Origin of the sequence: Actinoplanes xinjiangensis (assembly GCF_003148685.1) — a bacterium.
Taxonomy (GTDB): domain Bacteria; phylum Actinomycetota; class Actinomycetes; order Mycobacteriales; family Micromonosporaceae; genus Actinoplanes; species Actinoplanes xinjiangensis.
The window spans coordinates 94,558-120,978 of the sequence record NZ_QGGR01000027.1 but is presented as its reverse complement, the minus strand read 5'-3'; the positions used below and the strand labels follow the sequence as shown (position 1 = coordinate 120,978).

Genomic DNA, 26,421 nt, shown 5'->3' with positions numbered 1-26,421 from the left:
CCACCCGCTACGCCAAACGCGCCGCCATCTACCGATCATCCTTGCTGCTCATCGCAGCTGTTATCTGGCTTCGGTGATCGGCAGGACACGGCCTAAGCGATCCCCATCGTCTGGGGGTAGGGGCCGCGCCGTCACCCAGAAAGGGTTGGGGCATGACGGCGGTCCCAGGGCGTTGCGGCGGGCGGGGCGGCGGCACCGGGGTTCCACGGGTAGCGGTGGCTGCGCTGGTGGGGTGATTGCTGGCAAGCATGCTTTCGCAGCGCATGCCGATGCGGCGCCGGTCGGGTGATTGGCGAGAGGCCGGGTTCTGGAGCGCATGCCGATGCGGCGCCGGTCGGGTGGTTGGCGAGAGGCCGCGTTCTGGAGCGCATGCCGATGCGGCGCCGGCCGGGGAGTTGGCGGGACCGGCTTGTGGAACGTAAGCCAGGGCGGCGCCGGACGGTGGTTGCGGGGGAGGCCCGGCCTGGAGCTCCTGCCGAGGCAGGGCCGGTCGGGTGGTGGCCGAGGGGCCGGGTTGTGGAGCGTAAGCCAGGGCGGCGCTGGCCGGGTGGTTCCGGGGAGGACCGGTTTGGAGTGCGAGTCAGGGCGACGCCGGCCGGGTGGTTGCCGGGTGGCCCGATTTGGAAGGCGGGTCAGAGCGGCAGCGGTGGCCGGAAACGGCTGCGCGCCGAGCCGGATCGGCTCGGCGCGCAGGTGACGCTTGGGGCGGCGCGGCTCAGGGCGCCGCGGCGGCCTTCGTGCCGCTGCTGCCCGACGAGGAAGTCGTGCCGCTGCTCGTGGAGGACGTGGACGACGTGCTCGTCGACGATGTCGAACCGGTCGACGAAGAACTCGACGTCTCGGCCTTCGCGGGGGTCGAGTCGCCGGAACCGGCGGTCGGCTTCTCGGCGCTCACGCTGCCGGACCGGGAGTCGTTGCGGTAGAAGCCCGAACCCTTGAAGACGATGCCGACCGAGTTGAACACCTTGCGGAGCTTGCCTTGGCAGTTCGGGCACTCGGTGAGTGCCGGGTCGGAGAAGGACTGCACTGCTTCAAGCTGCTCACCGCACTCGGTGCAGGCGTACTGGTAGGTAGGCACGGCTCCTCCGGATCAATCGGCTGCTGGCACTCGCCAACTCCGAGTGCCAATGTTGCGGCATCGGAGGTCAATTCGTCCACTCGGCGTCCGGCCTGAGGGAGAAGCGGACGGTGGGTGATATCACACTGGGGCCTCGGGATGGTGAATACGGCGACTTCAGAGCGCTTCGCCGGGTGCTGCTCAGCGAAGACGCATGCTGCTCGGCGAGGAGGTGTACGGCTTCCGGGCGTCGCCGACAATCGGACCACCGGCGCCGGGTGCCGGTTGCGTCGCGTTGCCGACACGCTGCCCGAACCCGCTGCTGAGGATCTTGCCGAGACATCCGCGAGCCGTACCCGGGACGCCTCATCGGCGGTTTGAAGGGTACGGGAGCGACGGCTCGCGGGCCTGACGCGACAAAGCGATCCAGACGGAGCGACGAGGCGACCCAGATCCAACGGCAGGGCGATCCAGCCAAGGCAGAGCGATCCAGTCCAACGGCACGGCGATCAAGAGCCGGACGGCGAGTACGGCCGGCGTGCGAAGCCGCCGGTCGGAGTGATCACCGCGTGCACCCGGCGGTCATGGGGTTCGGCCGGGACGAAATCGACGTCCTCACCGTCGTGCAGGAGTGCCACGACCAGGGGACCGGGTTCCGGCAGGCGTGCCAGCACCCGGTCGTAGGAGCCCCCGCCCCGTCCCATCCGGGTTCCGTCGCCGCCGACCGCCAGCGCAGGCACCAGCAGCAGGTCGACCGAGCACACGGCCTCCACACCGAGCCGCGGCCCGGCGGGCTCGCGTAGCCCACGCGGCCCGGCGACGAGCAGCGAGCGGCCCATCCGAGGGCCGGACGGGTCGGCGGAGACCCCCGGTGCGACGGGACCGCCGGGGCTCGCCGGCCCCTTCGAGTTGCCGGGGCTCGAGGTGAGATGCGGCGTGGGCGGGGCGGCAGACGAGGCTGTGGGCGGGGCGGCGTCGGCCCAGGTGAGGTCGTTGTCGGGGAGCAGGACCGGTAGGAGAAGGCGGCCGTCAGGCGGCAGGGCGGCCAGCAGACGGTCCGGGAGGTCGGACCCTCCCGGTTCGGAGCCGACCGGAACGTAGGCGGCGATGGAACGGGCGCCGGTACGCCGTACCAGAGCGATGATCTGGTCTTGAAGTTGTGCGTCGGCGGCCGATCGCACGGCGACCGGAAGTGATCGACGCGCAGTGAGCAGCCGTGTGCGGAGCGATATTTTGATTTGGTGTGATTTTTCCGCATCAGGGGTTAAATCCGACATGCAACACCCCCTTCTGAAAACCGGCAAACGGTGCGCACTATGTCAGCATCGCTCCAAAGAGGGCCACTCCCGGGAGGATGTGTGACACTTCGTGGCCGGCTGACCAGCGCATTCCTGGTGGTCGTGCTCGGTCCGGTCCTGCTCGGGGCCATCTTCGTCGCGTTGACCGTCGGCGCCGTGAGCCGGGAGCGGGCCACCGAGCGCCTCGATCACGCGGCGACGACCGTCAGTGTGGCGGTCGGCGCCCTCTGCCGCCAGCTGCAGACCTCGGCGGACGCGGTCGCCGTGGTCCCGGCGGGGGAGCGGCGGGCCGTCGCCGACCAGCTGGTCGCCCGCGGGCTGGCCACCGAGATTCACGTGACCGATCACGATCAGCCGAGTCTCGGCCGTTCCGCGGCGACCGTCGATCCCGCGACGAACGGCCGGCAGGATTGTGCGAACCCCGGCACGGCGACGACGGCTCCGGTCACCGCGCTCGCCGCGTCCGCGTACACCGGTGATGTCACGGTGATCGCCGCCGAGCGGGTCGACACCGCATTGCTGAACCGGCTCGGTGACGCTGCCGATGTCGCCGTGGCGCTCGGCGCGCGCGTGCCCGCGGTCGCCGGGACCACCGGCCGGTACCTGCCCGCCGAGCCCGGCCGGCCGCTGTCGCTGATGCTGACCGTCCCGGCTTCCGGGCCCACCGTCCGCTACCTGATCCTGCTGCTGATCGTGCTGGTCACGGCGGGCGCCGCGGTGATCGCCGCGCGCTGGCTGGCCCGGTCGACCACCCGGCCGCTCGGTGATCTCGCGTGGGCCGCGGACCGGGTGGCCAACGGTGATCTGGACACCCGCGTGCCGATCCCGCGCCCGGACGAGCTGGGCCGCCTGGCCGGCACCTTCAACCGGATGACCCGGGAGCTCCAGTCCTACGTGCAGGCGCTCACCGCGAGCCGCGATCAGCTGCGACGGCATCTCGCGATTCTCGGCGACACCCTGTCCAGCACCCACGACCTGGACCGGATCCTGCCGGTGATCCTGCGCACCGCGATGGCCGCGACCGGTGCGCGGGCCGGGCTGATCCTGCTCACCGATCCGGCCGACGGGCGCCTGGCGGCCCGCTGCGGCGTGGGGCTGACCGGATCGTGGGACCTGTCGCCGGCCGAACTCTCCCAACGCCGTCTGGCACCCGGCCGCGGCGTGCTCGGCCGGGTCGCGACGACCGGGACCCCGCTGCGGGGTACGTCCGGCCGGGCCCCCGACGAGCCGGCCTGTGACTCGTATCTCGCCGTGCCGATCTGCGCACCGCCGGACGAGGACAGCGGGCCGGACCCGTCGGTGCTGGGCGTGCTGGCGCTCTACGACCGGCTGGACGGGCCGGTCTTCGAGGACGCCGACCTGCGGACGCTGCGCACGTTCGCCGGGCAGGCCGGGGTTGCCGTGCACAACGTCCGGGTCCACGAGGAGGCACAACGTCTGTCGCTGACCGACCCGCTGACCGGACTCTGGAACTACCGTTATCTGCGCGAGGTGCTGCGCCGCGAGGTGGAGCGGGCGAGCCGGTTCGGCCGGATGCTCACCGTCCTGGTCCTCGACCTGGACCACTTCAAGGAGGTGAACGACACGTACGGGCACACGGCGGGCGATCAGGTGCTGGGCGAGTTCGCCCGGCGGATCCGGATCGGGCTCCGTGAGGTCGACGTGGCGTTCCGTCAGGGCGGGGAGGAGTTCGTGGTGCTGCTGCCGGAGACGGACGCGTACGGCGGAGTGATAGTCGCCGAGCGGCTGGGCGCCGCGGTGCGGGAGTGGCCGGTGCCGGTCGACCCGCGCCGGCCCGGCCTCGACGACAGCATCTCGATCAGTGTGTCGATCGGCATCGCGGTCTTCCCCGAACACGGTGCGACGGCCCAGGAGGTGCTCGATGCGGCCGATGAGGCGCTGTACGCGGCGAAGCACGCCGGCCGGGACACCTATCGGCTCGCGGAACGGGTTTCCCCGGCCGTACCGGAGGGGCATCTGGATGCCGCGGCCGCCACCACCGGTGGGCCGCAGCCGCCGCGACACGGTCGTGGCCGATAGTCTCGCGGCATGTCCGGAACCAGCGAAGGTGAAGTGACTGTATGACGACCAAGCGCGCCGTCAAGGCGGTGATCCCGGCTGCGGGACTCGCGACCCGCTTCCTGCCGGCTACCAAGGCCGTACCCAAGGAACTGCTGCCGGTGGTGGACCGGCCGGTCCTGCAGTACATCGTCGAGGAGGCGGCGGCCGCCGGCATCACCGACGTCCTGCTGGTGACCGGGCGCGGCAAGACCGCGATGGTCGACCACTTCGACAGGCGTCCCGACGTGGAGGCCCGGCTCGAGAAGAAGGGCGACCACGAGCGACTCGCCGCGGTACGCCGTTCGAGCGAACTCGCCGACATCTACACCGTCCGGCAGGGTGAGGCCCTCGGCCTGGGCCACGCGGTCGGCACCGCCGCCGCGCACGTCGGCGACAACGCGTTCGCGGTGCTCCTCGGCGACGAGTTCGTCGAGGAGGACAAGCCGCTGCTGCCGGCGATGCTGGACCTGCAGGCGAAGACCGGCGGCATCGTCCTCGCGTTCATGGAGGTCGCCCCGCACGAGACCTCGCGGTACGGCATCGCCAGCGTCCGCGAGACCGGCGACCCGGACGTCGTCGAGGTGACCGGCCTGGTCGAGAAGCCGTCCCCGGAGGAGGCGCCGAGCAACCTGGCGGTCCTCGGCCGCTACGTGCTGCCCGGCAAGATCTTCGACGTCATCGCCGACACCAAGCCGGGCGCCGGCGGCGAGATCCAGCTCACCGACGCGATGGCCACGATGCTGGCCGACGGTGTCCCGGTGCACGGCATCGTCTACCGCGGCCACCGCTACGACACCGGTATGCCGCTGGGCTACCTGCAGGCCGTCGTCCAGCTCGCGTCGCAGCGGCCCGACCTGGGCGAGGAGTTCCGGGCCTGGCTCACCGAATTCGTCGGCGGCTGGAAGGGATGACCGCCACGGCCGATCGCGAGGCGGCCGCTTCCAACGAGCTGATGCCTCTCGCCGAGTACCTGGGCAGCGTGCTGCGCAGGCTCCGGACGCTGCCTCCGCTCGACCTCGACCTCACCCAGGCGCACGGGAACGTGCTGGCGGCCGACGTGGTCGCCCCGCACGCGTACCCGGCGTTCGACCAGGCCGCGATCGACGGGTACGCGGCCCGATGGGAAGACCTGGCCGGCGCCGGGCGCATCGGGTCGCACCCGTCGTTCGGGCAGTTCGAGAACACCGCCCGCACCATCCGGCTGAACGTGGTCGGCGACATGGGAGCGGCACACTGGCGGCCGGTCCGGCTCACCCCCGGCACCTGCTTCTCGGTGGCCGCCGGGGCGCCGCTGCCGATCGGCGCCGACGTGGTCGTCCCGGTCCACTGGACCGATCAGGGCATGGCCGCGGTGGAGATCCTGCACGCCCCGAAACGCGGTTCCGGCGTCCGGCGCGCAGGTGAGGAGATCGCCGTCGGGCAGCTCCTCGCCTCGGCCGGCTCCTACGTCACCCCGCCCACCGTCGCCGTCCTCGCCGCCGCCGGCATCGGGCACGTGATGGTCCGGCCCAGCCCTCGCGTCGTCGTCGTGGCCACCGGTGACGAACTCGTCGACGTGGGCCGGCCCAGCCAGCCCGGCCAGGTCGTCGACGCCAACTCGCACGCCCTCACGGCCGCCGCGGTGGAGGCGGGCGCGATGGCGTACCGGATCGGCATCTGCGACGACGACCCGGAAGGGCTGCGCGGCCTCCTGGAGGACCAGACGCTGCGCGCCGACCTGATCATCACGACCGGCGGCACCGGCACCGGGCCCGGCGACATGCTGCGCCGGGTGCTGTCCCGGCCCGGTCCCGGCCGCGGCACCGTCGAGTTCACCGACGTCGCCCTCTGCCCCGGCACCGCCCTCGGCTTCGGCACGGTCGGCGGTGAGGAGGTGCCCGTGGTGTGCCTGCCCGGCGAGCCCGGCGCCGCACTCATCGGCTTCGAGGTGCTGGCCCGGCCGGTGATCCAGCTGCTCGCCGGGTCGGAACCGGTCTTCCGCCCCGGGATCAAGGCGCACCTGCTGGAGACGGTCTCGTCACCCGGCGGCCTCCGCGAGTTCCGGCCCGCCTACGTCGCGGAACGGCGCGGTGGCGGTTACACGGTGCAGCCGCTCGCCGGTGGGCCGTACACTCTGTCCGGTTTGGCCGAGGCGAACGGCCTGCTGGTGCTCGGCGAACGGGTCACCACAGCGGCCGCCGGCTCGACCGTCGACGTTCTGCTGCTCGACCGGAGGCGATAGATGCTGGGGGCCACCACGCCCGGATGGCCCGCTGTGCTGGCGGATGGGGCTGTGCTCCTGCGGCCGTACAAACGGGGCGACGCCCGCGCCTGGTCCGACGTACGGATCGCCAACCAGGCCTGGCTGGCCCCGTGGGAGTCGGCGCCGCCCGGCCCGTGGGCGGAGATGAACTCCCCACGCGCCTTCGGATACGTCTACCGCGACATGAGACGGGCCGCCCGCAACGGCGACAGCATGCCGTTCGCCGTCTGCCTCGTCGAGAACGGCCGGGAACGGCTCGTCGGCCACGTCAACCTCGGCAACATCGTGCGGCGGGCATTCGCGTCGGCGTACGCCGGATACTGGGTCGACCACCGGGTGGCCGGCCGGGGTGTCATCCCGACCGCGCTGGCGCTCGCCGTCGACCACGCGTTCGGGCCGGGCGGCCTGCACCGGATAGAGGTCAACATCCGGCCGGAGAACGGGCCGAGCCGTCGCGTCGTCGAGAAGCTCGGATTCCGCGAAGAGGCGTACCACCAGCGTTACATGCACATCGACGGCGGTTGGCGCGACCACCTCGGCTACGCGATGACCAGCGAAGAGGTAGCCGCCGAGGGAGGCCTGCTGGCGCGCTGGCGCCGCGTCCGCTCCACCTCATGATCTTCAACGTCGCAACGCTACCGGCGCGGCGCGCGAAATATCACGGCTACCGCCCGTAACCTCGCTTTCGTCGTGTCATTCCACGTGTCATTCGTCGTGGCGGATCGGAGCGGTGACGGTGCCGACCTCGGTGCTCCTCGCCGTCCTCGCCGCGGCGGGCCTGCTCGCCCTCGCGCCGGCGCTGGTACGCCGGTACGACGCCACCGAGCGCCTCGCCGCGGAACGGGCGTCGTCGACGGCGCGGGTGCTACAACGCCGCCGCCGTCTCCGCACCGTGCCCGGACGCCGACCGATCAACCCCGCCCGCCAGGTCACGGTTACGGTCCCCGCCCCAACGGGTGATCCTGCCACTCGGAAAGAGACCACCGAACGGCGCCTCCGGCTCGTCACCGGCAGACGCCCACCCCGCCGCCTCCCCCAGCGCCGGGGCACCCCCGCCGTCGTCCGGCGCCGCCGCGTCTTCGCCGCGCTCGTCCTCCTCAACGCCATCGAGCTCGTCGGCGTCGTCGCGGTCGGGCCCGGCTTCTGGATCAGCTTCGCGGTCACCGGCAGCCTGCTCGGCCTGTACCTCGTACACCTGCGCAACCGTGCCATCACCGACCGCCGGCGCCGTCGGATCCAGGCCCGCGAAGCAGCCTGGCTCGCCGCCCGCCAGGCCGAGGTCCGCCGCGAACAGGCCCGCCGCGCCGCCGCCCGCCGCGAGGCCCAGCGCCGCCTCGCCGCCCAGCGCGAAGCCGTCCGCCGCGCGGCCATGGGCCTCGACCGGGAACCCTCCGACCTGCCGGTCGCCGCCAACGGCGGCTCCGTCTCCTATCGACGGCGCGGCGGTCTGCGCGGCCGTCCCTACGAGGCCGGTGGGCGTCGGCCCAACGCTTCCTAGGAGCAGTCGGTACGGCCGGCCCGCCCCGCGCCGAACCACGCCGTCCCGCGGCTCCCTCGGCGGCGCGGGCGAAACCCACCGCCCCAGGGCCGCCATCCGGGCTGTTGCCCTCCCGGGCGCGTTGCGGTCTTGGGGGAGGGGTGGTTCGCGAGGTGGCGTGATGACCTGTTAGCCTTTCAACGGTTCCAAGGTGACCCAGTCACCGGATGACCAAGGGGCTGTGGCGCAGACTGGTAGCGCACCTCGTTCGCATCGAGGGGGTCAGGGGTTCAAATCCCCTCAGCTCCACCCTAAGAACCTGGCAACGGGCTGATCGCTGACTCCAGCGGCCAGCCCGTTCCTCGTTCAGTCGTGCCGGCGTCACCGCTGTCGACCCTCCCGGCACGCCCGCTCCCCTCGCGGACAGTCCCGCGCCCTTCAACTGCCCAAGGCGACGTCCCCGCTGCCAGCCACTCGATCGTCCGCCTGTGGGTTATGGCCGCTTCCCGGCCCGGGAAGCAGCCATAACCCACAGGCGCCCTCCCGGAACGGCCGAAGTTGATCGTCGGCCTATGCGAAACGGTCCCATCAGTCGGCCTTGTCCCCGCGCGGCGGAGACCGCGGTGCCCGTGGCCGTCCAGAACATCGTCGCCGGCGACGTGATGAAGGTGATCATCTGATCGGCCCGCAGCGGTGGCACGAATGCGGGAGACAAACGCGATTGTCGATAAATTAACTATTCTGACCTGCATGTACGTGGATCCGTCAATGACCAGGCGATTCCCCGCGAAGCACATTGTTGCTTAGATGACCATCGCATTTGACTTCACCTGAATATCACTCTCCTTCCGTAAACGTCCATGCGGACCGCGACGGGAGGAACAGAAGAGTGGTTCGATATCGACAGTGGGCCTGGGGGCTCACCATCGCGACAGCCTCGGCGGTGACCGCGTTCGGGTTCGCCGCCTGGCAGGCGAACGCCGCGCCGACCCCGCCGACCCCGACGGTGGCGGCTGAGCAGCCGCACGTCTCCGACCCGAGCCCGCTTCCCGAGGCCGCCACCGGCAGTGGCAGTGACGCGCTGACCAGCGGCGAGGTCGAGAAGGCGCGGGCTCTCGCGCTCACGCCGCAGCTCGCAGCCGATGCCGAGGACGTGACCGGGAAGGCCGGGCCGGAGTATCTGTCGGCCGAAGTGGACACCGAGGCCGGTGGCCGGCAGGCCGAGCTGTACTACTACGACTACCGGTCCGAGAAGCTGTTCAAGCAGGTCGTGGACCTGACCACGGGCAAGCTCGCCAAGTCGTTCTCCGCCGGTGGGATGCAGCCGCCGGCGTCCGAACAGGAGACCAGGACCGCTCTCGGGCTGCTGGTCACCGATCCGCTCGGCAGCGGCTTCAAGGAGGCGTACCGGAAGGCGACCGGCAAGGCGCTCAACGGTACGGACGGCCTGGTGCCGACCGCGCACATCTACACGGCCAAGCCCGCCGACCAGGGCGCGAGTCAGTGCGGCAGGAACCGCTGCGTGCAGCTCATCGTGCAGACCGAGGACGGCCGGTACCTCAGTGTCAGCGAGTTCATCATCGACCTGTCCGGGCGTACCGTCGCCCGCCTCAAGTGAGGGCAGCATGACGTACCGAAAGATCGCAGCCGTGACCGCGCTGCTGACCGCGGCCCTGCTCGGCGCCGCCGTGCCGTCCGGTGCTCAGGCCGCCGCGCCGGCGCCGCCCTGCAGTTCGTCGGCGACCGTCAAGGAGACCCTGCCGAACGGCACCACCTGGCAGCTCTGCTGGCGCATCCACGACAAGGCCGGACTGATCCTGGAGAAGGTCTTCGTCGCGACGAAGCGCAACCCGCAGCCGGTGCAGGTGCTCGACTCGATCCGGCTCGCCCAGTTGCACGTGCCGTACGACACCGGTGACATGGAGTTCGACGACCTGACGGACCTGGGCATGGGCGGCTACTACCTGGAGACGCTCGCCGGCGAGGACTGCAAGGGCGGCTCTGCCCGCCTCGGTTCGGACGGTTCCGGCGAGCCGAAGCAGCGGGAGGTGCTCTGTGTCAGCGCCGAGCCCTCCGGCCTGGCCTACCGGGGGCGCGAGGAGACCTGGGACGACAACGGGGAGAAGAGCGTGCTCTCCTCCGACCAGGGGCACGACCTGGTGCTGCGCACGATCAGCAAGCTGTCCTGGTACGAGTACGTGACCGAGTACCGGCTGCACGACGACGGCCAGATCTCGGCCCGCCTGGGTGCCACCGGTGACCTGGCGCCGGACACCGAGGCGGACGCCGCACGTGGCTGGCCCATCGGCAAGGACGCGAACTACTACTCGACGATGCACTACCACAACGCGTTCTGGCGGGTGGACTTCAACGTCGCCGGTAAGGGCGGGGAGCGGGTCGACCAGTACGACACCACGCTCGACGGCCGCGGTGAGGTGACCGCCAAGCTGAAGACGGCGCGTACCACGATCGCCAAGGAGGGCACGTTCTCCAAGGTGAACCAGCGGTGGTGGCGGGTGACCAGCCAGTCCAGCAAGAACACCGACGGGCACCTGCGCTCGTACGAGCTGGTCACCGGCGGCGACGACCGTTACGAGGGGCACCCGGAGACGAAACCGGACGTCACCTTCAGTCAGAAGAACCCGTGCGAGAAGTACGCGAGCGGCAACGCCTCCGACCCGGAGTGCCCGCCGGATCGCCGTACCGTCCTGGATTTCGTCAAGGACAAGGAGAAGATGACCGACCCGGTGATGTGGGTGCGGGTGGGTTTCCACCACGTGCCGCGTGACGAGGACCAGAGTCCGATGCCGATGCACTGGCAGGGCTTCGACCTGGTGCCGCGGGACTTCACCGCGATGAACCAGCTGACGCCGGACGAGCGTGCGGGCCAGAACGGCAACCCGCAGCCCGAGCCGTCGGGCGCGCAGGGCTGACCCGTGGCCGGCCCGGTCGAACGGCCGGGCCGGCCACGCATCCCGGAGGGAGACTTTCGATGATCCGCCGTTTCGCCGCGGTGCTCAGCATCGCGGCCACCGGTCTGACCGTATTCCTGCTGCGTGACGGCGGCGCCGTCGAGCCGGTGCGGCAACCGGTGTCACAGGAGACGCCCCGAGCCGCCGACGAGCATTTCGCGCGGATGATGGTCGCGCATCACGAGCAGGCGGTCGGGATGAGCCGCGCACTGATCGCCAAGGGCGACGTCCCGGAGCGGGTCCGCCTGATCGCCGAGTTCATCGCGCGCGACCAGCAGCGTGAGATCGACCTGACCAACGAGTGGCTGACAGCGTGGGGCCGCCCGGCGACCGGCCCGGCCGAGGCCGGCACGGAGCACGGCATGCTGACCGCCGCCCAGCTGGACGAGCTGGACCGGGCCGACGCCCAGGCAGCGCCGGCCGCCTACCTGCGGCTGATGATCGAGCACCACCGTGGCGCCATCACCATGTCGCGGTCACTGCTCGAAGCCGACGGCGGAAACGCGTACATCCGCAGCATGGCCAAACATGTGATCAATGAGCAGACCGCGGAGAACGACGTGATGGCCGCCCTGCTAAAGCGGTGACAGGTCGCGGACGGCGACCGTCTCGCCGTCGGCGATCTCGCCGGTGGGGCGGAAGCCCAGGCGGGTGTAGAACGGCGCCGGGCCGCCCTCGCGGGCGTGGTAGGTGACGTAGGCCTGCGTACCGCCGCGGGCCCGGATCTCGTCGCAGACGGCTTCGACGGCGAAGGTGCCGTAGCCGCGGCCCTGATGGCCGGCGGCGATGTTGAGGCGCCAGAGGCCGGAGCGCCGGTCGGCGTCGTCCGGGTCGGTCCACGGGATGTCGAGGAACGCCATCACGAAACCGACGAGTTCGTCGCCGTCGTAGATGAGGCGCGGCCAGGCCCGGTCGCCGAAGACGTACGCCTCGGCCAGGGATTTGACGACGGGTGCGACGAGGTCACTCTGGTCGGGTCGGACCTCGATCTCGAGAGCCGCCTCGTAGTTGCGGGGGTCGATCGTCCGCAGTCGCATCAGGGCAGGTTAGCGGTGCAGGTGGAAGGAGGCGATCTCCTCCACCCGGGCACGGGTGATACCGGCGAGCTGTTCGACCGCGAGGGGGTGCCCGGTGGGTTCCAGTTCGATGTACGGCAACTGGCCCACCGACCGGGTGTGCACGTTGGTGCGCAGGTTGAGCGTGGTCGGTTCGTACCCCGCGATGATGTTGGACAGCCAGCCGAAGTAGGGCGGCTCCGTCTCGCGCCCGGGCTGCTCCCACACGTCGACGGCGCGGGTGAAGCTGGGCCGGCTGAGGGACACCCACATGCTGTACGTGAAGATGTCGCCGGTGTCCCACACGGGCAGCTCGATCAGTCCGCGGACGAAGAACTGCTCGCCGGAGATGACGCAGATGTCGGCGTCCAGCAGGCAGCCCTCCTGCCCGGCCATCTCCGGCTGCCAGTAGTCCGGTGCCGGAGCGGCGAAACTGAGCGGCGGGCCGTCGTGTGCGGCGCCGCACGTGCCGCAGGCGAACTGCTCGGTGCTCATGGCCGCGAAGCATAACCGCTCGTCAGCGGCCCGCGGGCAGCGCCAGTTCCGGGAGAAATGCGAGAATTGCTACTTTTGGGTGGTACCTCTTGGGGTGAGTCTCGGAGGTGACCGCATGAAAGCACCACTGCCCGACAATGAGATCGAGCGGCTTGGCGCGCTCTACTCGCTCGACATACTCGACAGTCCTGCCGAAAAGGATTTCGACGACATCGCGGTACTGGCCGCGAGTGTCTGTGAAGCGCCGGTGTCGGCGGTGAGCCTGGTCGACGCGGACCGGCAGTGGGCGAAGGCGCAGACCGGGAGCGAAGTGGCGGAGACGTCGCGGGACGTCTCGTTCTGCGCCCATGCCATTCTCGGCCGCGACCTGATGCTGGTGCCGGACGCCCGTGAGGACGACCGGTTCGCCGACAATCCGCTGGTGACGGCGGAGGGCGGGATCCGCTTCTACGCCGGTGCGCCGCTGCTCACCACCGACGGGTTCGCGCTCGGCACGCTGTGCGTGATGGACACCGAGCCGCGGCGGCTGGACATGGAGCAGCAGCAGGCGCTGCGTGCCCTGGCCCGCCAGGTCACCGCCCAGCTGGAGCTGCGGCGGTACGCGTTCGCGCTGGCCAACACGACGGCCCGGCTCCAGGAGCTGGAGCGGCGCAAGGACGATCTGGCCGGACTGGTCGGCGGGGAGTTGCGGTCGTCGCTGCGGCTGATGTCGGCGTACCTGGAACGGCTCGGTGACACCGGATACCACGACGCCGAGATGGGCGATCTGGTCGCGCGGGCCACGGCGGCGCACTGCCGCGGTTTCCGGGAGCTGATCGACCACCTGACCACGATGGCCGAGGCCGGGCTCGGTGGGGAGAGCCTGCACATGCGGCAGTGCGACCTGACGCGGGTCACCCAGCGGGCCGTGGAAGCGGTCCGGCCGATCGCGGCCAGCAAGCACATCTGGATCCTCAACCAGGCGGGCGGCCCGTCGCTGCCGATCATCGCCGACCCGGTGCGCCTCGAACAGGTGCTGACGCACCTGCTCTTCGCCGCGGTGAAATACACACCGGAGGGCGGCCGGGTCCGGGTGGGCACGGAGATGGAATCCGGCCCGACGGTACGGCTGGACGACATGGACATGCCGGACGGGCTGCGACCCGACCTGTTCCCGCACCTGTACTACGGCGCGATCGCCAACCCGGGGGACGTGCCCGGCCCGGACCGCGGGCTGGCCGTGGCGAAGCGGATCCTGGACGCCCACCACGCCACGGTGGCCCTCTCCGACCGGCCGGGGGACGGGACCTCACTGCACGTCGTGTTCCCGTACGCGTCGATGGATCCGGCCGCCCTGGTCCGGGATCTTGCGGTCGCCTGAACCGAACGCCCGCCCGTCCCCGGTCGGCTGCAGTTCGACCGGGGACGGGCTTGCGGGTCTCGTCTGGGCCGGTACCCGGACCGTCACGGACGCCGGCGGCGGTGTCAGCCCGGCCCGGTTGAGCTTGTGCCAGCGCAGCCGCCCGCCGGTCAGCGCGGTGGTCGCCGACTGGAGCAGCACGAGGTACATCAGCTGCCGGTACGCGAACTGCTGCAACGGCAGTGTGAGCAGCGGCCGGAGGGACTCGCGGTCCATCCGGAAGGCGACGGCCGCGGTGAACAGTTGCAGGGCCAGCATGCCGAGCCAGGCGATCGCGGTCTCCTTGAGTTCCCAGAAGACCAGGCCGTAGACGAGCATGACGTCGACGACCGGGGCGAGCATCGGCAGTGCCAGCCCGAAGAGGGCGAGGAACGGCAGCCCGACCCGGCCGAACCGGCCGGACGGCCCGGAGTCGGACAGCGACTTCCGGTGCTTCCACATCGCCTGCATGGTTCCGTAGCTCCACCGGTACCGCTGCCGGTACAACTGCTCCATGGTGGTCGGTGCCTCGGTCCAGGCGCGGGCGTTCTCCTCGTAGACGACCCGCCAGCCGGCCCGGCACATCGCCATGGTGACGTCGGTGTCCTCGGCCAGGGTCTCGTCGCTGATCCCGCCGACCTCGGCGAGCGCCTCGCGCCGGAACGCGCCGATCGCGCCGGGCACGGTCGGCATGCAGTTCATCACCTCGTAGAGGCGGCGGTCCAGGTTGAAGCCGATCACGTACTCGATGTGCTGCCAGAGGGCGACCGTGGTCTCCCGGTTGCCGACCTTGACGTTGCCGGCGACCGCACCCACCGACGGGTCGGCGAACGGCTGGACCAGCAGCCGCAGCGATTCGGGCTGGAAGATCGTGTCGCCGTCGACCATGACGATCAGGTCGTGCCGGGCCATCGCCACGCCGGTGTTGAGGGCGTTCGGCTTGCCACCGTTGGGCACCCGGACCACCCGCACGTTCGGCAGTCCCATCCGGTCGACCAGGTCGGCGGTCCCGTCGGTGGACCCGTCGTCGACCACCACCACCTCGATCTCGGGATGGTCGCCGCAGGCCAGTGACCGGACGGCGGCCTCGATGCCCTCCTTCTCGTTGTAGGCGGGCACGATCACCGACACCGGGTCGGTCACCGGCGGACCCCACCGCCAGCCGGGTCTGCGGCGCTGCCGGGCGTGCCGGGTGGCGAGCAGGAGAAGCAGCAGCGTACGGCCGATGGTGAGCGCCCCGACCACGACGAACAGGACGGCGATCACGGTGACCATGCCGTCGGCGAGGCCCACGGTCCAGAGCACGGCCGTGCCCCGCCACGCGTCGCCGGGCGGTGCCTCCGGATTGAGCGGCAGGGTGGGCAGATCGCCGGTCTTCGCGGCGGCGATGCCCAGGTTGAGGCCTTCGGTGACGGTGGTGAACCGATAGCCGCGGGCCTTCATCCGTGGGATGAACCGGTCGAGGGCCGCGACGGTCTGGGAGCGGTCACCGCCGGCGTCGTGGAACAGGACGACCGCGGACTGGTCGGCGGGCGGGGTGGCGTCGGCGATGATCTTGTCGGGGCCGGGGCGCTGCCAGTCGTTGCTGTCGGTGTCGTTGACCACGACCAGATAGCCGAGGGCGCCCGCCTCCTTGATCAGTTTCCAGTTCACCTCGTCGATCGCGGCGTTCTTCGACGAGTAGGGGAACCGGGCCAGGTTGGTGCGTACCCCGGTGGCACGGGCGATGGCCATCCGGGTCTGGGACAGTTCGAGTTCCCGCCGCCACGGTGCGAGCCGCTGCATGTTGGGGTGGGTGAAGGTGTGCAGGCCGAGTTCGTTGCCGTCGTCCACGATCCGCCGGGTCACGTCGGGGTTCCGGGCCACCTGGGAACCGACCACGAAGAAGGTGGCGTGCGCGTCGTGCCGGCGCAGCACGTCGAGGACCTTCGGCGTCCACTCCGGATCCGGGCCGTCGTCGAAGGTGAGCGCGATGGTGCGCCCGGGGAGCCGGGTGGTGCTCTCCTGGCCGCCGGTGGTGTTGATGATCGGTCCGCCACGCAGGATCTCGGCCGGGACCCCGGCCTGGTCGCCGACCTCGTCCTGGATGTGGTCGCCGGTGAACTCGGCGTCGACGTATGCCTGCACGATCAGCACGGCCACGAAGAACCCGGCGAGCACCGAACCGAGCAGTACCCGTGGGCGGGGCAGGACCCGCCTCCGGTTCCGGCGGGCGGGTGCGGCGCTCACCGGCCGGTGCCGGTGTTCGGCGTCGGCGGGACGCGTGGCGGCAGCGGAGCGACCGTGGTGCTGGTGGTCGGGTTCGGCTGGGGGGTGGGCTGCTGGGTGGCCGTAGTGGACTCCACCGGCTTCGGTGACGAGCTGCCTGAACTGGCCGACGGCGTGGGCGTGGGCGTCGTCGAGCGGGTCGCCCGGGTGGACGACCTGGTCGAGGGGGAGGCGAGCGGCCGGCGCTGCTCCACACCGCCCCGGACGGTCGACTCGACGATCCGGCGGGTCGGGCTGACCGACGGCGTCGGGGCCGGGGCCGGGGTGGGCCGCGACTGCGGCTCGGCCGGCTCGTCCTCGTCGTCGAGGCCGGGCAGTGGCAGCACGGCACTCGAACTCACCGGCCCGCCGGCGAGGCTGATGCTGATCAGCCCGCCGTAGGCGACGAGCAGGACACCGAAGGCCAGCGCGATCCGCCGGAGGAGACGGCTGCGCCGGCCGGTGGAGTCCACGAACACCGGCGCGGCTTCCGGGACGGCGATGACTTCCGTCTCGGCCGCGTCGATGTCGGTGGGGTGCGGGGTCTGGGGCTCTTGCGATGTCACGCGGCGAAGCTTATGAACATTTATTGCGATCTTGGCACGAATCACTCACAAGGGGGACGGCCGACTGTTCACATGAAACAGGACGAATTGCTTTGACCCGGTGGGGGCTGGTGCGCCGAGGTTCCGCGGCCATTCCGCTGAGCAGTGATGCCGGGGCGGAGCGAGAGAGGTTACGCCGCCGTACCCGGTAATTTACTGTCGCATTCCTGACTCATTTATCGAGCATTTCTCGCAAAACGAAAAAACCCATAAGAACTATAAGGGCTGATTGTCCGAATCGCTGGGATGATGGGAGCGACACGACAATCTGCCGTGACCACCCGTTGTGCGGGACATCTCCGCTCGTTAAGCTCTTCTTGCGCGCCCCAATCGCCCGCTTCCCCCGTGGCAGGCGATCGGGGCGCGCCCTTTCGTTCGCGCCCCTCGGTGGTAGCGACCCGGCGCGTCGCCGCTAGATCCAGCGGCCGCCCAGCCACATCCGCACCGACCAGTCGTCGTAGGGCATGATCGTGCCCACGAAAATCGGGTGGAAGTAGGCGAAACAGAGCGCCACCAGGATGACGTAGGTGCTCACCACGACCGTGCCCACCAGCTGCCGGTCGGTTCGCGCGGTCCCCGAGGTCATCCCGCTCGCCGGTGTCATGATCGCCCCGAGGACGTAGACCACCGCCAGGATCAGGAACGGCAGCGCCGGCATCGCGTAGAAGGCGAACATCGTCCGGCCGTCCTTGACCGCGAAGTAGAACCACGGCAGCAGCCCGGCCACCACCCCGGTCATGATCGCGTTGGCCCGCCAGTCCCGCCGGGCCACCCCGAACCACGCCATCACACCCAGCGCCGGCAGGAACGACCACCACAGGATCGGCGTGCCGACCAGCAGGATCTCGGCCGCGCAACTGGCCGCGCCACAGCCGGCCGCCGAACTCCAGTAGAACGCCACCGGCCGGCCCAGCAGCAGCCACTGCCACGGCCACGACTGATAGGTGTGCTTCTGCGTCAGCCCGGTGTGGAAGTTGAACGCCTCGGAGTGGTAGTGGGCCAGGTTCTGCAAGGCACCGATGACCGGCGGCTCGCTCCACCCGTTGTCCGCCCGGTAGTGCCGAAAGTAGCCGTTGTCGGTCACGAACCACCCGGTCCAACTGGCCAGGTAGACCGCGATGACCAGACCGAAGGTGAGGATCAGCCAGCCGAGATCGCCGAGGATCCCGGCGATGATCGGCCCGCGCACCCCGGCCGAGCGCCGTGCCTGGGCCCGCCAGACGAGCACCATCCCGGCGAAGAACGGGGCGAAGAACAGGGCGCTCCACTTGACACTGCACGCCATGCCGAAGGCCACCCCGGAGGCCAGCAGCCACCACGGGATGATCCGCGGCAGGTGCGGCGTCGCCGACGGGTCGAAACCGCGCTCCAGCGCCCGCTGCCAGCTGCGCCGGTAGTGGTCGCGGTCGAGCACCAGGGCGGCGAACGTCATCAGGATGAACAGCCCGATGAAGATGTCCAGCAGGGACGTCCGCGACAGCACGAGCTGGAAACCGTCCAGCGCCATCAGCAGGCCGGCGATCCCGGCCAGCACGACCGAGTGGAACAGCCGGTAGGCGACCCGGATGAAGATCAGCACCATCAGGGTGCCGGCCACCGCGGTGGAGAACCGCCAGCCCATCTCGGTGTTGCCGAACGGGATCTCGCCGAGCGCGATCAGCCACTTGCCGAGCGGGGGATGCACCACGTACGCCGCGCCGTTGTTCTTCTCGTCCCACTCGACGCCGTGCTGCAGCATGTCCCACGCGTCGGTCGGGTAATACACCTCGTCGAAGATGTACCCCTTGGGTTTGTCGACCCCGGCGAACCGCAGGATCCCGGCGATCACCGTGATGACCACGGTGACCAGCCACGAGTACGGGTCGAAGCTCCGGTCCAGCGTCGACAGGCGCCGCCGGACGACTTCGGGGATGACACGCCCACCCGGGGTCGACTCCGCCTCGGCCGGGGAGTCCGGGGTGGTGAGTTCTGTCTCAGCTGTGGCCGCCGTCGTCACCCCGCGATCGTAGGCCCCGTCGCTGAGAACGTAGGCCCGCCGTCGGCGCGTCTCGTCATGTGATGGACTTTTCGGATGCCTCATGGAGAAGAAGCCGGCGGACGGGTCGTGCTCGCGGGCGCCCCACTGGGCAACACCGGCGATGCCTCGGCACGCCTGCGCGACGTCCTGACCTCGGCGGACGTCGTCGCGGCGGAGGACACCCGGCGGCTCGCGCGGCTCGCCCGGGACCTCGGCGTCACGGTCGGCGGCCGGATCGTCTCCTACTTCGAGGGCAACGAGGAACGGCGTACCCCCGAACTCGTCGAGGCCCTGCGGTCCGGCGCCGTCGTCGCCGTGGTGACCGACGGGGGCATGCCCAGCGTCTCCGACCCCGGCTACCGGCTGGTCCGCGCCGCGCTGGACGCCGGCTTCCCGGTGACCTCGGCCCCTGGGCCGAGCGCGGTGACCACCGCGCTGGCCCTCTCCGGCCTGCCCAGCGACCGGTTCGTCTTCGAGGGTTTCCTGCCCCGGTCCGGCTCGGGGCGGCGCGGGCGGCTGCGGGAGCTGGCCGCCGAGCCGCGCACCCTGGTCTTCTTCGAGGCCCCGCACCGGATCGTCGGCGCCTGCGAGGACCTGGTGGCGATCTTCGGCGCCGACCGGCAGGCCGCGATCTGCCGCGAGTTGACCAAGACCTACGAGGAGATCCGCCGGGACACGCTGGGCGCCCTGGCGGCCGGCGCCGCCGCGGACCCGCCGCGGGGCGAGATCACCCTGGTGGTGGCGGGTGCGCCGGCTGGGCCGCCGGTCGCGCCGGACGACGATCAGTTGCGGGCCGAGGTGGCCGGGCGGGAGGCGGCGGGCGCTTCGCGCCGCGACGCGATCCAGCAGGTGGCCGACGCTCACGGTCTGCGGAAACGTTCGGTCTACGCCCTGGTCCACGAAAACCGCTGATCCGGTACGGGCCACCCGCGACCGTCCCCACGAAAGAGGCCGCGACGCGCGGCCGCTCGTTTCAGCGGGCCGCTGCTGAGTTCGGTAGCCCGCCGCTCAGTTCGATTGCCCGCCGCTCATTCCAGTAGGCCGCCGCTCAGTTCAGTAGCCCGCCGCTCAGTTCAGTAGGCCGCCGCCAGGAACCCGCCGAGTAGTAGGAGCGGGCCGAGGAACCCGGCGATCGTCGCCCCCCGCCGGGCGGGCCGGGACGGCAGCCGCCGGGCCCCGGTCGCCTCCGTGATGCCGTACCCGCAGATCAGCACCAGCAGGAACCCGAGTGTCCAGCGCAGGTGCATGAGCGCTCCGGGCGCCGCGGTGTAGGCCTGGGTGCTGGTGGGGCCGACCATCCGGGCGGGTGAGACCGCCCCCGGCCGCCGCCCGTCGCCGGCGACGCCGAGCAGGGTGACCGGGGCGACGGAGAAGCCCTCGGTGGCGAACTGCCCGACGCATCGCTGGGTCACTCCGCTCCCGTGGCACCGGGTGGTGGTCGCGTACCCCTGGTCGCCGTGCCCGACCGCCAGCCAGAACGGCTCCGCGCTGACCCAGCCGAAGAACGCCGCGACCATGCTCAGCACGATCAGGCAGAGCAGCGAGGTCAGCGGGTTGTCGGCCGGGGGCCGCCGGCGCCTGCGGGCGGGTGGGCCGGCCGGGACCGGCTCGGCGGCGGCGCGTTCCTCCTCGCTCATCCAGAACGGCGAGTTCGCCAGCCGCTCCTCGACCTCGGGCGCGGCCCGTACCTCGGGCGCGACGCGCATCTCGGGTGGCGGGGCCGCCGCGGGCCGGACGGCCGGCTCGATGATCATCAGCTCGCCTGCGGTGACCGGCCGCTCGGTCTGCCGGTCGAACTGATGGTCGGTGAGGTCCCGGGCCCGGGCGACGACGGGTAACCCGGCGTCGGGCAGGTCCGGTTCGTCGGCCGTCTCGTGCCACCAGGCGCTCTCGGGCGACGACCAGGGGTCGCCCGGTTCCTGAGGCGTTTCGCCTGGTTGTGGCGGGTTTGCGGTCACCTGTTCATCTAACGCCGCGGCCCGGAGCCGAGCACGTCACTGATCGGGCGTGTCGGGACAAATCGGGATAGCGGCGAGAGAGGTGGTCATCCGTTCGCGAGCCGCTGTGAGCGGTCACTACGCTTGTACGTCATGAGTCACGTTCTCGCCGCGGTCGCCTGGCCCTACGCCAACGGTCCGCGCCACATCGGTCATGTCTCCGGCTTCGGGGTGCCCTCCGACGTTTTCAGCCGGTACATGCGGATGGCCGGCCACGACGTGCTCATGGTGTCCGGCACCGACGAGCACGGCACTCCGATCCAGGTCCAGGCCGACGCCGACGGGGTGACCCCGCGGCAGCTCGCCGACCGTTACAACCGGGTGATCGTGGAGGACCTGCACGGTCTGGGCCTCTCCTACGACCTGTTCACCCGGACGACCACGCGCAACCACTACGCGATCGTCCAGGAGCTGTTCGAGGGGCTGCACCGCAACGGCTACATCGTCGCCCGCACCACGCTCGGCGCGATCTCCCCGTCCACCGGCCGCACCCTGCCGGACCGCTACATCGAGGGCACCTGCCCGATCTGCGGCTACGACGGCGCCCGCGGCGACCAGTGCGACAACTGCGGCAACCAGCTCGACCCGGAGCAGCTGGTCAACCCGCGCTCCCGGATCAACGGGGAGACCCCGCAGTTCGTCGAGACCGAGCACTTCTTCCTCGACCTGCCGGCGTTCGCCGAGGCGATCGGGGGCTGGCTGGACCGCCGGGAGAACTGGCGGCCCAACGTCCTCAAGTTCTCCCGCAACCTGCTCGACGACCTCCAGCCCCGGGCCATCACCCGTGACCTGGAGTGGGGCGTCCCGATCCCGCTCGACGGCTGGCGCGACCGGGCCGACAAGCGCATCTACGTCTGGTTCGACGCGGTCATCGGCTACCTGTCGGCGTCCGTCGAGTGGGCGCGGCGCACCGGCGACCCGGAGGCGTGGCGGCAGTGGTGGTCGGCCGACGCGCAGGGCAAGGACGCGCTCGGCTACTACTTCATGGGCAAGGACAACATCGTCTTCCACTCGGTGATCTGGCCGGCCCTGCTGCTCGGCTACTCCGGCGAGGGCGACAAGGCCGGTGCCCCCGGTGACCTGGGCAAGCTCAACCTGCCCACCGAGGTCGTGTCGAGTGAGTACCTGACGATGGAGGGCAAGAAGTTCTCCTCGTCGCGCCGGGTGGTCATCTACGTGCGCGACTTCCTCGAGCGCTACGACGCGGACGCCCTGCGCTACTTCATCGCGGCCGCCGGCCCCGAGTCCAACGACACCGACTTCACCTGGGCCGAGTTCGTCCGGCGCAACAACGACGAGCTGGTGGCCGGCTGGGGCAACCTGGTCAACCGGTCGGTCTCGATGGCCGCGAAGAACTTCGGCGAGATCCCGGCGGCCGGCGAGCTGACCGACGAGGACCGTGCCGTCCTGGCGGTCGCGAAGACCGGTTTCACCACGGTCGGTGAGCTGATCGGCAAGCACCGGCAGAAGGCGGCGATCGGCGAGGCGATGCGGGTGGTCGCCGAGGCCAACAAGTATCTGTCCGAGCAGGCCCCGTGGAAGCTGAAGTCCGATGAGGACAAGCCGCGGCAGGCCACCGTCCTGCACGTGGCGCTCCAGGTGGTCAGCGACGCGAACACGCTGCTGACCCCGTTCCTGCCGCACTCCGCGCAGAAGGTGTTCGAGCTGCTCGGCGGCGTGGGCGTGCACGCGCCGATGCCGCGGATCGAGGAGGTCGAGGACCTCGACGGCGGTCCGTCCTATCCCATCCTGACCGGCGACTACACCGTCGGCACCCGCTGGGAGTCGGTGCCGCTGGTCGCCGGCACTCCGCTGGCCGCCCCGAAACCGGTCTTCCGCAAGCTCGATCCGTCCGTAGTGGAGGAAGAGCTCGCCCGCCTCGGCGGCGAGGACTCCTGACCGAACGGATCGTCTTCGTCAAATGCGTTGATCCCCCGTGGTACTCCCGGGTAAGTTCTCGGATGCCACGGGGGAACGGGTGCGTTTCATCGGTACGGGTTCGTAACGACCGCTCAGCTCCGTCGTGTGGCAACCACCCCTCGAAGGAGTTCTGTGAAACTACGCCTTGCGCAGCCCGTTGTGGTCGCGGTTGCCCTGCTGGCGGGCACCGCGCTCGTGGGTTCGCCCGCCTACGCGATCCCGGGCGGGCCCAACGACGCGCCGACCGGTCAGGGCGGGGCGACTGTCACCGAGCAGTCGGCCTCCACCCTGGACACCATCGACCCGGGGACCACCGACCCGGGCACGACCGATCCCGGTACCACCGACCCCGGCACGACCGACCCGGGTACTACCGACCCGGGCACGGCCGAGCCGGACACCACGGTGCCGACCGGCTCGTTCCGGCTCGACTACTCCTCGGTGTGGACCGGTCAGCGGGTCACCATCGGCCAGAACGCGACCGAGTTCAGCGACCCGATCGACGCCCCCGAGACCCTCAAGCGGGTGGTGAGCTGGGGCGACGGCACCAGCACCGTGCTCAGCCCGACCACGTTCACCGCCACCAAGGCGTACAACCGGGCCGGCAACTTCAAGATCACCGTGACCGTCACCGACCCGGCCGGTAACGCCTCGGCGATCCCGGCCCGGACCGTCGGCGTCACCATCCCGGCCGGCGCGATCTCGCTCAACAAGAAGGCCGTCTACCAGGGCGCCCCCTTCAACGTGAAGATCGCCAAGGTGCCCGCCGGCGCGAAGATGTACCGGATCGACTGGTCCGACGGTTCGATCTCCGCACACAAGGCCTCGGTGCGCTCGCTGAACGGCGCCTACATCCACTACTACTGGAAGTGGGACGCGGCCAAGAAGACGTGGGTCCGGGTCGGCAAGGGCCGGATCGCCGGTGTCCGGGCGCTCAAGATCTCGTGGGGCAACGACAAGGGTTACGCCTACTTCCAGACCGCCGCGAAGATCAACGTGGTGAAGGACGTCTCGGGCCCGACCGTCTCGATCAAGAAGCCGTCCTCGACGAACCGGGCGGCTTCCTGGAAGACGATCAAGGGCACCGCGGTCGACAAGCAGTCCGGTCTGCGTCACGTCGGCGTCACCGCGTTCCGGGTCACCTCCACCGGTAAGGCCTACTGCCTGACCCCGGCCCGGAAGTGGAAGCGCTACTACACCGACGCCGACGTCAACAAGTACTGCTACGCCACCGGCGTCAAGGTGAAGGTCGTGAACGGTAAGTGGACGCTCAAGCTCCCGGCCGGTCTCGGCAAGAACCAGTTCTTCGCGGTCGAGGTCTGGGCCTACGACCGGGCGGACAACTTCCGCGGCACGTACCGCTCCGCCAAGATCACGCGTAGCTGAAACGCCGATGCCCGTCGAGCCACCCCGGCTCGGCGGGCATCACCCTGTTCACATCTGGTACGCGATGTCCGCGATGTGGTGGTCGGTTATCTCGTTGATCGGTGCCCACGCCTCGTAGACGCCCCGCTCGTAACACCGCGCCCCGACCGCGTTGACCGTGTCCGCGTCCGGGCGCAACAGCCGCAGCCGCGCCCACGTCTCGTCCCGCTGCAGCACCCAGCACGGCACACCCCGCCAGCGTGCCTGCTCGGCCCGCCGGGACAGGGTCTGCACCGGGTACCGCGCGGCCCGGGTCAACGCCCGCACCCGGAACTCGCCGGGCGGGTCGGCGACCGCCTCGTACTCGTTGCCGTCGATCCGCCCGACCAGCCGGGCCGAAGCCGTCGCGGTGCACGGCACGTACTCGCGGTCCGGGCTGCCGCCGGGGATCTCCGACAGCAGGCTCCGCCAGCGCGGGCCGGCCAGCCGCAGCCACCCGTGCTGCTCCGGCTGGTACGTGTACAGCACCACCTCGTCCCCGCCCGGCAGATGGGCGAGCAGCTGCGCGTTCGCCGACAGCGGCAGGTCCGCGAACCCGGCCGTCACATACTCCGGGATCAGATCGTCGGTGCTCGGGCTGAAACCGGTACCCAGCACCATCGCCCCGATCCGCGAGTGCCCCGGCAGTCCGGGCAGCCCCGGCTGCGCCGCCCCGGCCGGCACCTCGTAGTCGAGCGGGTCGACGGCCCGCCAGCGCAGCGCGAACGTCACGTTGTCGTCGGTCATGCCGTCGGTGCGCAGCAGCCCCAGATCCCGGGGTTCACGCAGGTGGGCGATGTCGCACGTGCGGTAACAGAACCCGTACGGCAGCCAGCCGCCGAGATGACCGGCGACCTGAGCCGGGGACAGCACCTTCGTCATCCGGGTGCCCCGGCGGACCGCGGCGGTCGCCCGGATCCGGCGCAGCTCCGCGTCGTCGCGGTAACCGACGGACTGGCTCATCGACTGCACCTGCTGCCAGCTCAGGTCCCGGCGGAGCGGTGCCATCAGGGGTGGGTCGAGCGGGTCGGCACCCAGCTCGCTGTCCTCACCGGTCACGGTCACGGAGCGCAACCTAAGTGACCACGGTGGATATCTGATGAACTCCCGGTTACCGGAAATCTCGGCGTGCAGAATGTCTCACATGCCTTCGTCAACCTCCGGTCCGTCTCCTTCAGACCGCCGCCGTGCCAAGGAATCCCGCCGGGCAGGCGAATTCCCGCCGGCCCCGGAGCCGCTCGCGGTCCCGGTCTTCGACAGCCACACCCACCTCGACCTCACCATCCAGGAGGCCGGTGTCACCGGAGAGGGTGACCCGATCGACGTGCTGATCGGGGCGGCGGCCAAGAGCGGCATCGACCGGCTCGTGCAGGTGGGCGTGGACGTCGACTCGTCCCGCTGGGGCGCCGACCTGGCCGACCGGTACGACCAGGTGTTGGCCGCGGTCGCCCTGCACCCCAACGAGGCGCCCCGCCTGTCCGATCTGGACGAGGCGCTGCGGCAGATCGAGGCACTGGCCGCCCGGCCCCGGGTCCGTGGGGTCGGCGAGACCGGGATGGACACGTTCCGTACCGGTGATGAGGGCCGTGCCGCCCAGGAGGAGAGCTTCCGCGCCCACATCGCCATCGCCAAGCGCCACGGCAAGGCCCTGATCATCCACGACCGCGACGCCCACGCCGACGTGCTGCGGGTCCTCGACTCCGAGGGCGCACCCGACCGGGTCGTCCTGCACTGCTTCTCCGGCGACGCCGACTTCGCCGCCGAATGCGTCCGCCGCGGCTACTACCTCAGCTTCGCCGGCACGGTCACCTTCGCCAGCGCCGGCAACCTCCGCGCGGCGGCCGCGATCACCCCGCCGGCGCAGATGATGGTCGAGACCGACGCGCCCTATCTCACACCGACGCCGTACCGGGGCCGGCCCAACGCCTCCTACCTGATCCCGATCACCATGCGGGCACTCGCCACCGCCTCCGGCACCGACCTGGACACGCTCTGCGCCACGATCTCCGCGAACGGCGACGACGTCTTCGGCCCCTGGACCTGACGCCCGTCCCGGTCCGCCCGTCTCCCAACCCCGAGGTGGTACGGACCAGCCCGCCCCGCCGAAAATCGGGACAGTCCCGGAGCTGCACCGCGACGCGGCAGCCACTCCCGGCGCCAACGCGACCGCCGGGCTGGTTGCGTGGTTCACCGGCT

The 26,421-nt window shown here is 70.7% G+C and carries 22 protein-coding genes and 1 tRNA gene; 14 read left to right on the top strand and 9 right to left on the bottom strand.

Going from position 1 to position 26,421, the window contains the following annotated elements; all coding sequences use genetic code 11:
• Positions 1-715: 715 nt before the first annotated feature.
• Both BC793_RS39105 and BC793_RS39100 read right to left on the bottom strand, forming a co-directional pair.
• Positions 716-1,078, bottom strand: a complete 363-nt coding sequence (locus BC793_RS39105) for an FmdB family zinc ribbon protein (RefSeq protein WP_109601654.1) — start codon at positions 1,076-1,078, stop codon at positions 716-718.
• 488 nt (positions 1,079-1,566) lie between these two features.
• Positions 1,567-2,238, bottom strand: a complete 672-nt coding sequence (locus tag BC793_RS39100) for a 5-formyltetrahydrofolate cyclo-ligase (RefSeq protein ID WP_239170515.1) — start codon at positions 2,236-2,238, stop codon at positions 1,567-1,569.
• Positions 2,239-2,415: 177 nt separating this feature from the next.
• Here BC793_RS39100 and BC793_RS39095 point away from each other — a divergent pair, with 177 nt between their 5' ends.
• The 9 genes from BC793_RS39095 (at position 2,416) to BC793_RS39055 (ending at position 11,694) form a co-directional block, all read left to right on the top strand.
• Positions 2,416-4,395: a diguanylate cyclase gene (locus BC793_RS39095; RefSeq protein ID WP_203896523.1), complete on the top strand. Its 1,980-nt coding sequence runs from the start codon at positions 2,416-2,418 to the stop codon at positions 4,393-4,395.
• Between the two features lie 41 nt (positions 4,396-4,436).
• Positions 4,437-5,327 carry a UTP--glucose-1-phosphate uridylyltransferase gene (locus tag BC793_RS39090; protein ID WP_109601651.1) on the top strand — a complete coding sequence of 297 codons (891 nt, stop codon included), beginning with the start codon at positions 4,437-4,439 and terminating at the stop codon, positions 5,325-5,327.
• Positions 5,324-6,637 (top strand): molybdopterin molybdotransferase MoeA, encoded by a 1,314-nt coding sequence (locus BC793_RS39085; protein WP_109601650.1) that lies wholly within the window; start codon positions 5,324-5,326, stop codon positions 6,635-6,637. The genes BC793_RS39090 and BC793_RS39085 overlap by 4 nt, the downstream gene beginning before the upstream one ends.
• On the top strand, positions 6,638-7,276 hold the full coding sequence (locus BC793_RS39080; protein ID WP_109601649.1) for a GNAT family N-acetyltransferase: 639 nt from the start codon (positions 6,638-6,640) through the stop codon (positions 7,274-7,276). It abuts the gene before it with no gap.
• A 112-nt stretch (positions 7,277-7,388) separates the two neighbouring features.
• On the top strand, positions 7,389-8,156 hold the full coding sequence (sepX, locus tag BC793_RS39075) for a divisome protein SepX/GlpR (RefSeq protein ID WP_203896522.1): 768 nt from the start codon (positions 7,389-7,391) through the stop codon (positions 8,154-8,156).
• Between the two features lie 214 nt (positions 8,157-8,370).
• Positions 8,371-8,444, top strand: a tRNA-Ala gene (locus BC793_RS39070).
• Positions 8,445-9,024: 580 nt separating this feature from the next.
• Positions 9,025-9,753: a hypothetical protein gene (locus tag BC793_RS39065; protein ID WP_109601648.1), complete on the top strand. Its 729-nt coding sequence runs from the start codon at positions 9,025-9,027 to the stop codon at positions 9,751-9,753.
• Between the two features lie 7 nt (positions 9,754-9,760).
• Positions 9,761-11,068, top strand: coding sequence for a copper amine oxidase (locus BC793_RS39060; RefSeq protein ID WP_170167328.1), 1,308 nt, complete (start codon positions 9,761-9,763; stop codon positions 11,066-11,068).
• A 59-nt stretch (positions 11,069-11,127) separates the two neighbouring features.
• On the top strand, positions 11,128-11,694 hold the full coding sequence (locus BC793_RS39055) for a DUF305 domain-containing protein (RefSeq protein ID WP_109601647.1): 567 nt from the start codon (positions 11,128-11,130) through the stop codon (positions 11,692-11,694).
• Here BC793_RS39055 and BC793_RS39050 read toward each other — a convergent pair.
• Together BC793_RS39050 and BC793_RS39045 are read right to left on the bottom strand one after the other, a co-directional pair.
• A complete protein-coding gene (locus BC793_RS39050) occupies positions 11,683-12,144 on the bottom strand; it encodes a GNAT family N-acetyltransferase (protein ID WP_109601646.1) in 462 nt (153 codons plus the stop codon). The two genes, BC793_RS39055 and BC793_RS39050, sit on opposite strands and share 12 nt — an antisense overlap.
• A 9-nt stretch (positions 12,145-12,153) precedes the next feature.
• The gene (locus BC793_RS39045) at positions 12,154-12,657 is read right to left on the bottom strand and encodes a DUF2199 domain-containing protein (protein WP_109601645.1); all 504 of its coding nucleotides are present in this window, start codon (positions 12,655-12,657) and stop codon (positions 12,154-12,156) included.
• A 115-nt stretch (positions 12,658-12,772) separates the two neighbouring features.
• On the opposite strand from BC793_RS39045, the gene BC793_RS39040 reads away from it, so the two are divergent.
• The gene (locus BC793_RS39040) at positions 12,773-14,017 is read left to right on the top strand and encodes a GAF domain-containing sensor histidine kinase (protein WP_109601644.1); all 1,245 of its coding nucleotides are present in this window, start codon (positions 12,773-12,775) and stop codon (positions 14,015-14,017) included.
• Here BC793_RS39040 and BC793_RS39035 read toward each other — a convergent pair.
• From BC793_RS39035 to BC793_RS39025, 3 genes are all read right to left on the bottom strand, one after another.
• Positions 13,946-16,264, bottom strand: a complete 2,319-nt coding sequence (locus BC793_RS39035) for a bifunctional polysaccharide deacetylase/glycosyltransferase family 2 protein (RefSeq protein WP_109601643.1) — start codon at positions 16,262-16,264, stop codon at positions 13,946-13,948. The genes BC793_RS39040 and BC793_RS39035 overlap by 72 nt on opposite strands.
• Complete coding sequence (locus tag BC793_RS39030) at positions 16,261-16,848, bottom strand: hypothetical protein (RefSeq protein WP_109601642.1); 588 nt, start codon at positions 16,846-16,848, stop codon at positions 16,261-16,263. Before BC793_RS39030 ends, BC793_RS39035 begins: the two co-directional genes overlap by 4 nt.
• A gap of 451 nt (positions 16,849-17,299) precedes the next feature.
• Positions 17,300-18,883, bottom strand: a complete 1,584-nt coding sequence (locus BC793_RS39025) for a dolichyl-phosphate-mannose--protein mannosyltransferase (RefSeq protein ID WP_239170514.1) — start codon at positions 18,881-18,883, stop codon at positions 17,300-17,302.
• Between the two features lie 75 nt (positions 18,884-18,958).
• On the opposite strand from BC793_RS39025, the gene rsmI reads away from it, so the two are divergent.
• Positions 18,959-19,816: a 16S rRNA (cytidine(1402)-2'-O)-methyltransferase gene (gene rsmI / locus BC793_RS39020; RefSeq protein ID WP_109601663.1), complete on the top strand. Its 858-nt coding sequence runs from the start codon at positions 18,959-18,961 to the stop codon at positions 19,814-19,816.
• 161 nt (positions 19,817-19,977) lie between these two features.
• Here the strand turns inward: rsmI and BC793_RS39015 are convergent, their stop codons facing one another.
• Positions 19,978-20,862, bottom strand: a complete 885-nt coding sequence (locus BC793_RS39015) for a hypothetical protein (RefSeq protein ID WP_109601641.1) — start codon at positions 20,860-20,862, stop codon at positions 19,978-19,980.
• A gap of 132 nt (positions 20,863-20,994) precedes the next feature.
• Here BC793_RS39015 and metG point away from each other — a divergent pair, with 132 nt between their 5' ends.
• Together metG and BC793_RS39005 are read left to right on the top strand one after the other, a co-directional pair.
• A complete protein-coding gene (metG, locus tag BC793_RS39010; protein ID WP_109601662.1) occupies positions 20,995-22,800 on the top strand; it encodes a methionine--tRNA ligase in 1,806 nt (601 codons plus the stop codon).
• Between the two features lie 153 nt (positions 22,801-22,953).
• Entirely contained in the window at positions 22,954-24,207 is a 1,254-nt protein-coding gene (locus BC793_RS39005; RefSeq protein WP_146246654.1) for a PKD domain-containing protein, read from the top strand.
• 48 nt (positions 24,208-24,255) lie between these two features.
• Here BC793_RS39005 and BC793_RS39000 read toward each other — a convergent pair whose 3' ends face one another.
• On the bottom strand, positions 24,256-25,290 hold the full coding sequence (locus BC793_RS39000) for a hypothetical protein (protein WP_109601639.1): 1,035 nt from the start codon (positions 25,288-25,290) through the stop codon (positions 24,256-24,258).
• 79 nt (positions 25,291-25,369) lie between these two features.
• On the opposite strand from BC793_RS39000, the gene BC793_RS38995 reads away from it, so the two are divergent.
• Positions 25,370-26,269, top strand: coding sequence for a TatD family hydrolase (locus BC793_RS38995; protein ID WP_373871288.1), 900 nt, complete (start codon positions 25,370-25,372; stop codon positions 26,267-26,269).
• The last annotated feature ends 152 nt before the right edge of the window (positions 26,270-26,421 follow it).

Coding starts and splice junctions, on each gene's coding strand:
- BC793_RS39090 (WP_109601651.1), top strand. CDS start 4,437: ATGACGACCAAGCGCGCCGTCAAGGCGGTGATCCCGGCTGCGGGACTC.
- BC793_RS39085 (WP_109601650.1), top strand. CDS start 5,324: ATGACCGCCACGGCCGATCGCGAGGCGGCCGCTTCCAACGAGCTGATG.
- BC793_RS39080 (WP_109601649.1), top strand. CDS start 6,638: ATGCTGGGGGCCACCACGCCCGGATGGCCCGCTGTGCTGGCGGATGGG.
- BC793_RS39060 (WP_170167328.1), top strand. CDS start 9,761: ATGACGTACCGAAAGATCGCAGCCGTGACCGCGCTGCTGACCGCGGCC.
- BC793_RS39055 (WP_109601647.1), top strand. CDS start 11,128: ATGATCCGCCGTTTCGCCGCGGTGCTCAGCATCGCGGCCACCGGTCTG.
- BC793_RS39050 (WP_109601646.1), bottom strand. CDS start 12,144: ATGCGACTGCGGACGATCGACCCCCGCAACTACGAGGCGGCTCTCGAG.
- BC793_RS39045 (WP_109601645.1), bottom strand. CDS start 12,657: ATGAGCACCGAGCAGTTCGCCTGCGGCACGTGCGGCGCCGCACACGAC.
- BC793_RS39040 (WP_109601644.1), top strand. CDS start 12,773: ATGAAAGCACCACTGCCCGACAATGAGATCGAGCGGCTTGGCGCGCTC.
- rsmI (WP_109601663.1), top strand. CDS start 18,959: ATGCCTCATGGAGAAGAAGCCGGCGGACGGGTCGTGCTCGCGGGCGCC.
- metG (WP_109601662.1), top strand. CDS start 20,995: ATGAGTCACGTTCTCGCCGCGGTCGCCTGGCCCTACGCCAACGGTCCG.
- BC793_RS38995 (WP_373871288.1), top strand. CDS start 25,370: ATGCCTTCGTCAACCTCCGGTCCGTCTCCTTCAGACCGCCGCCGTGCC.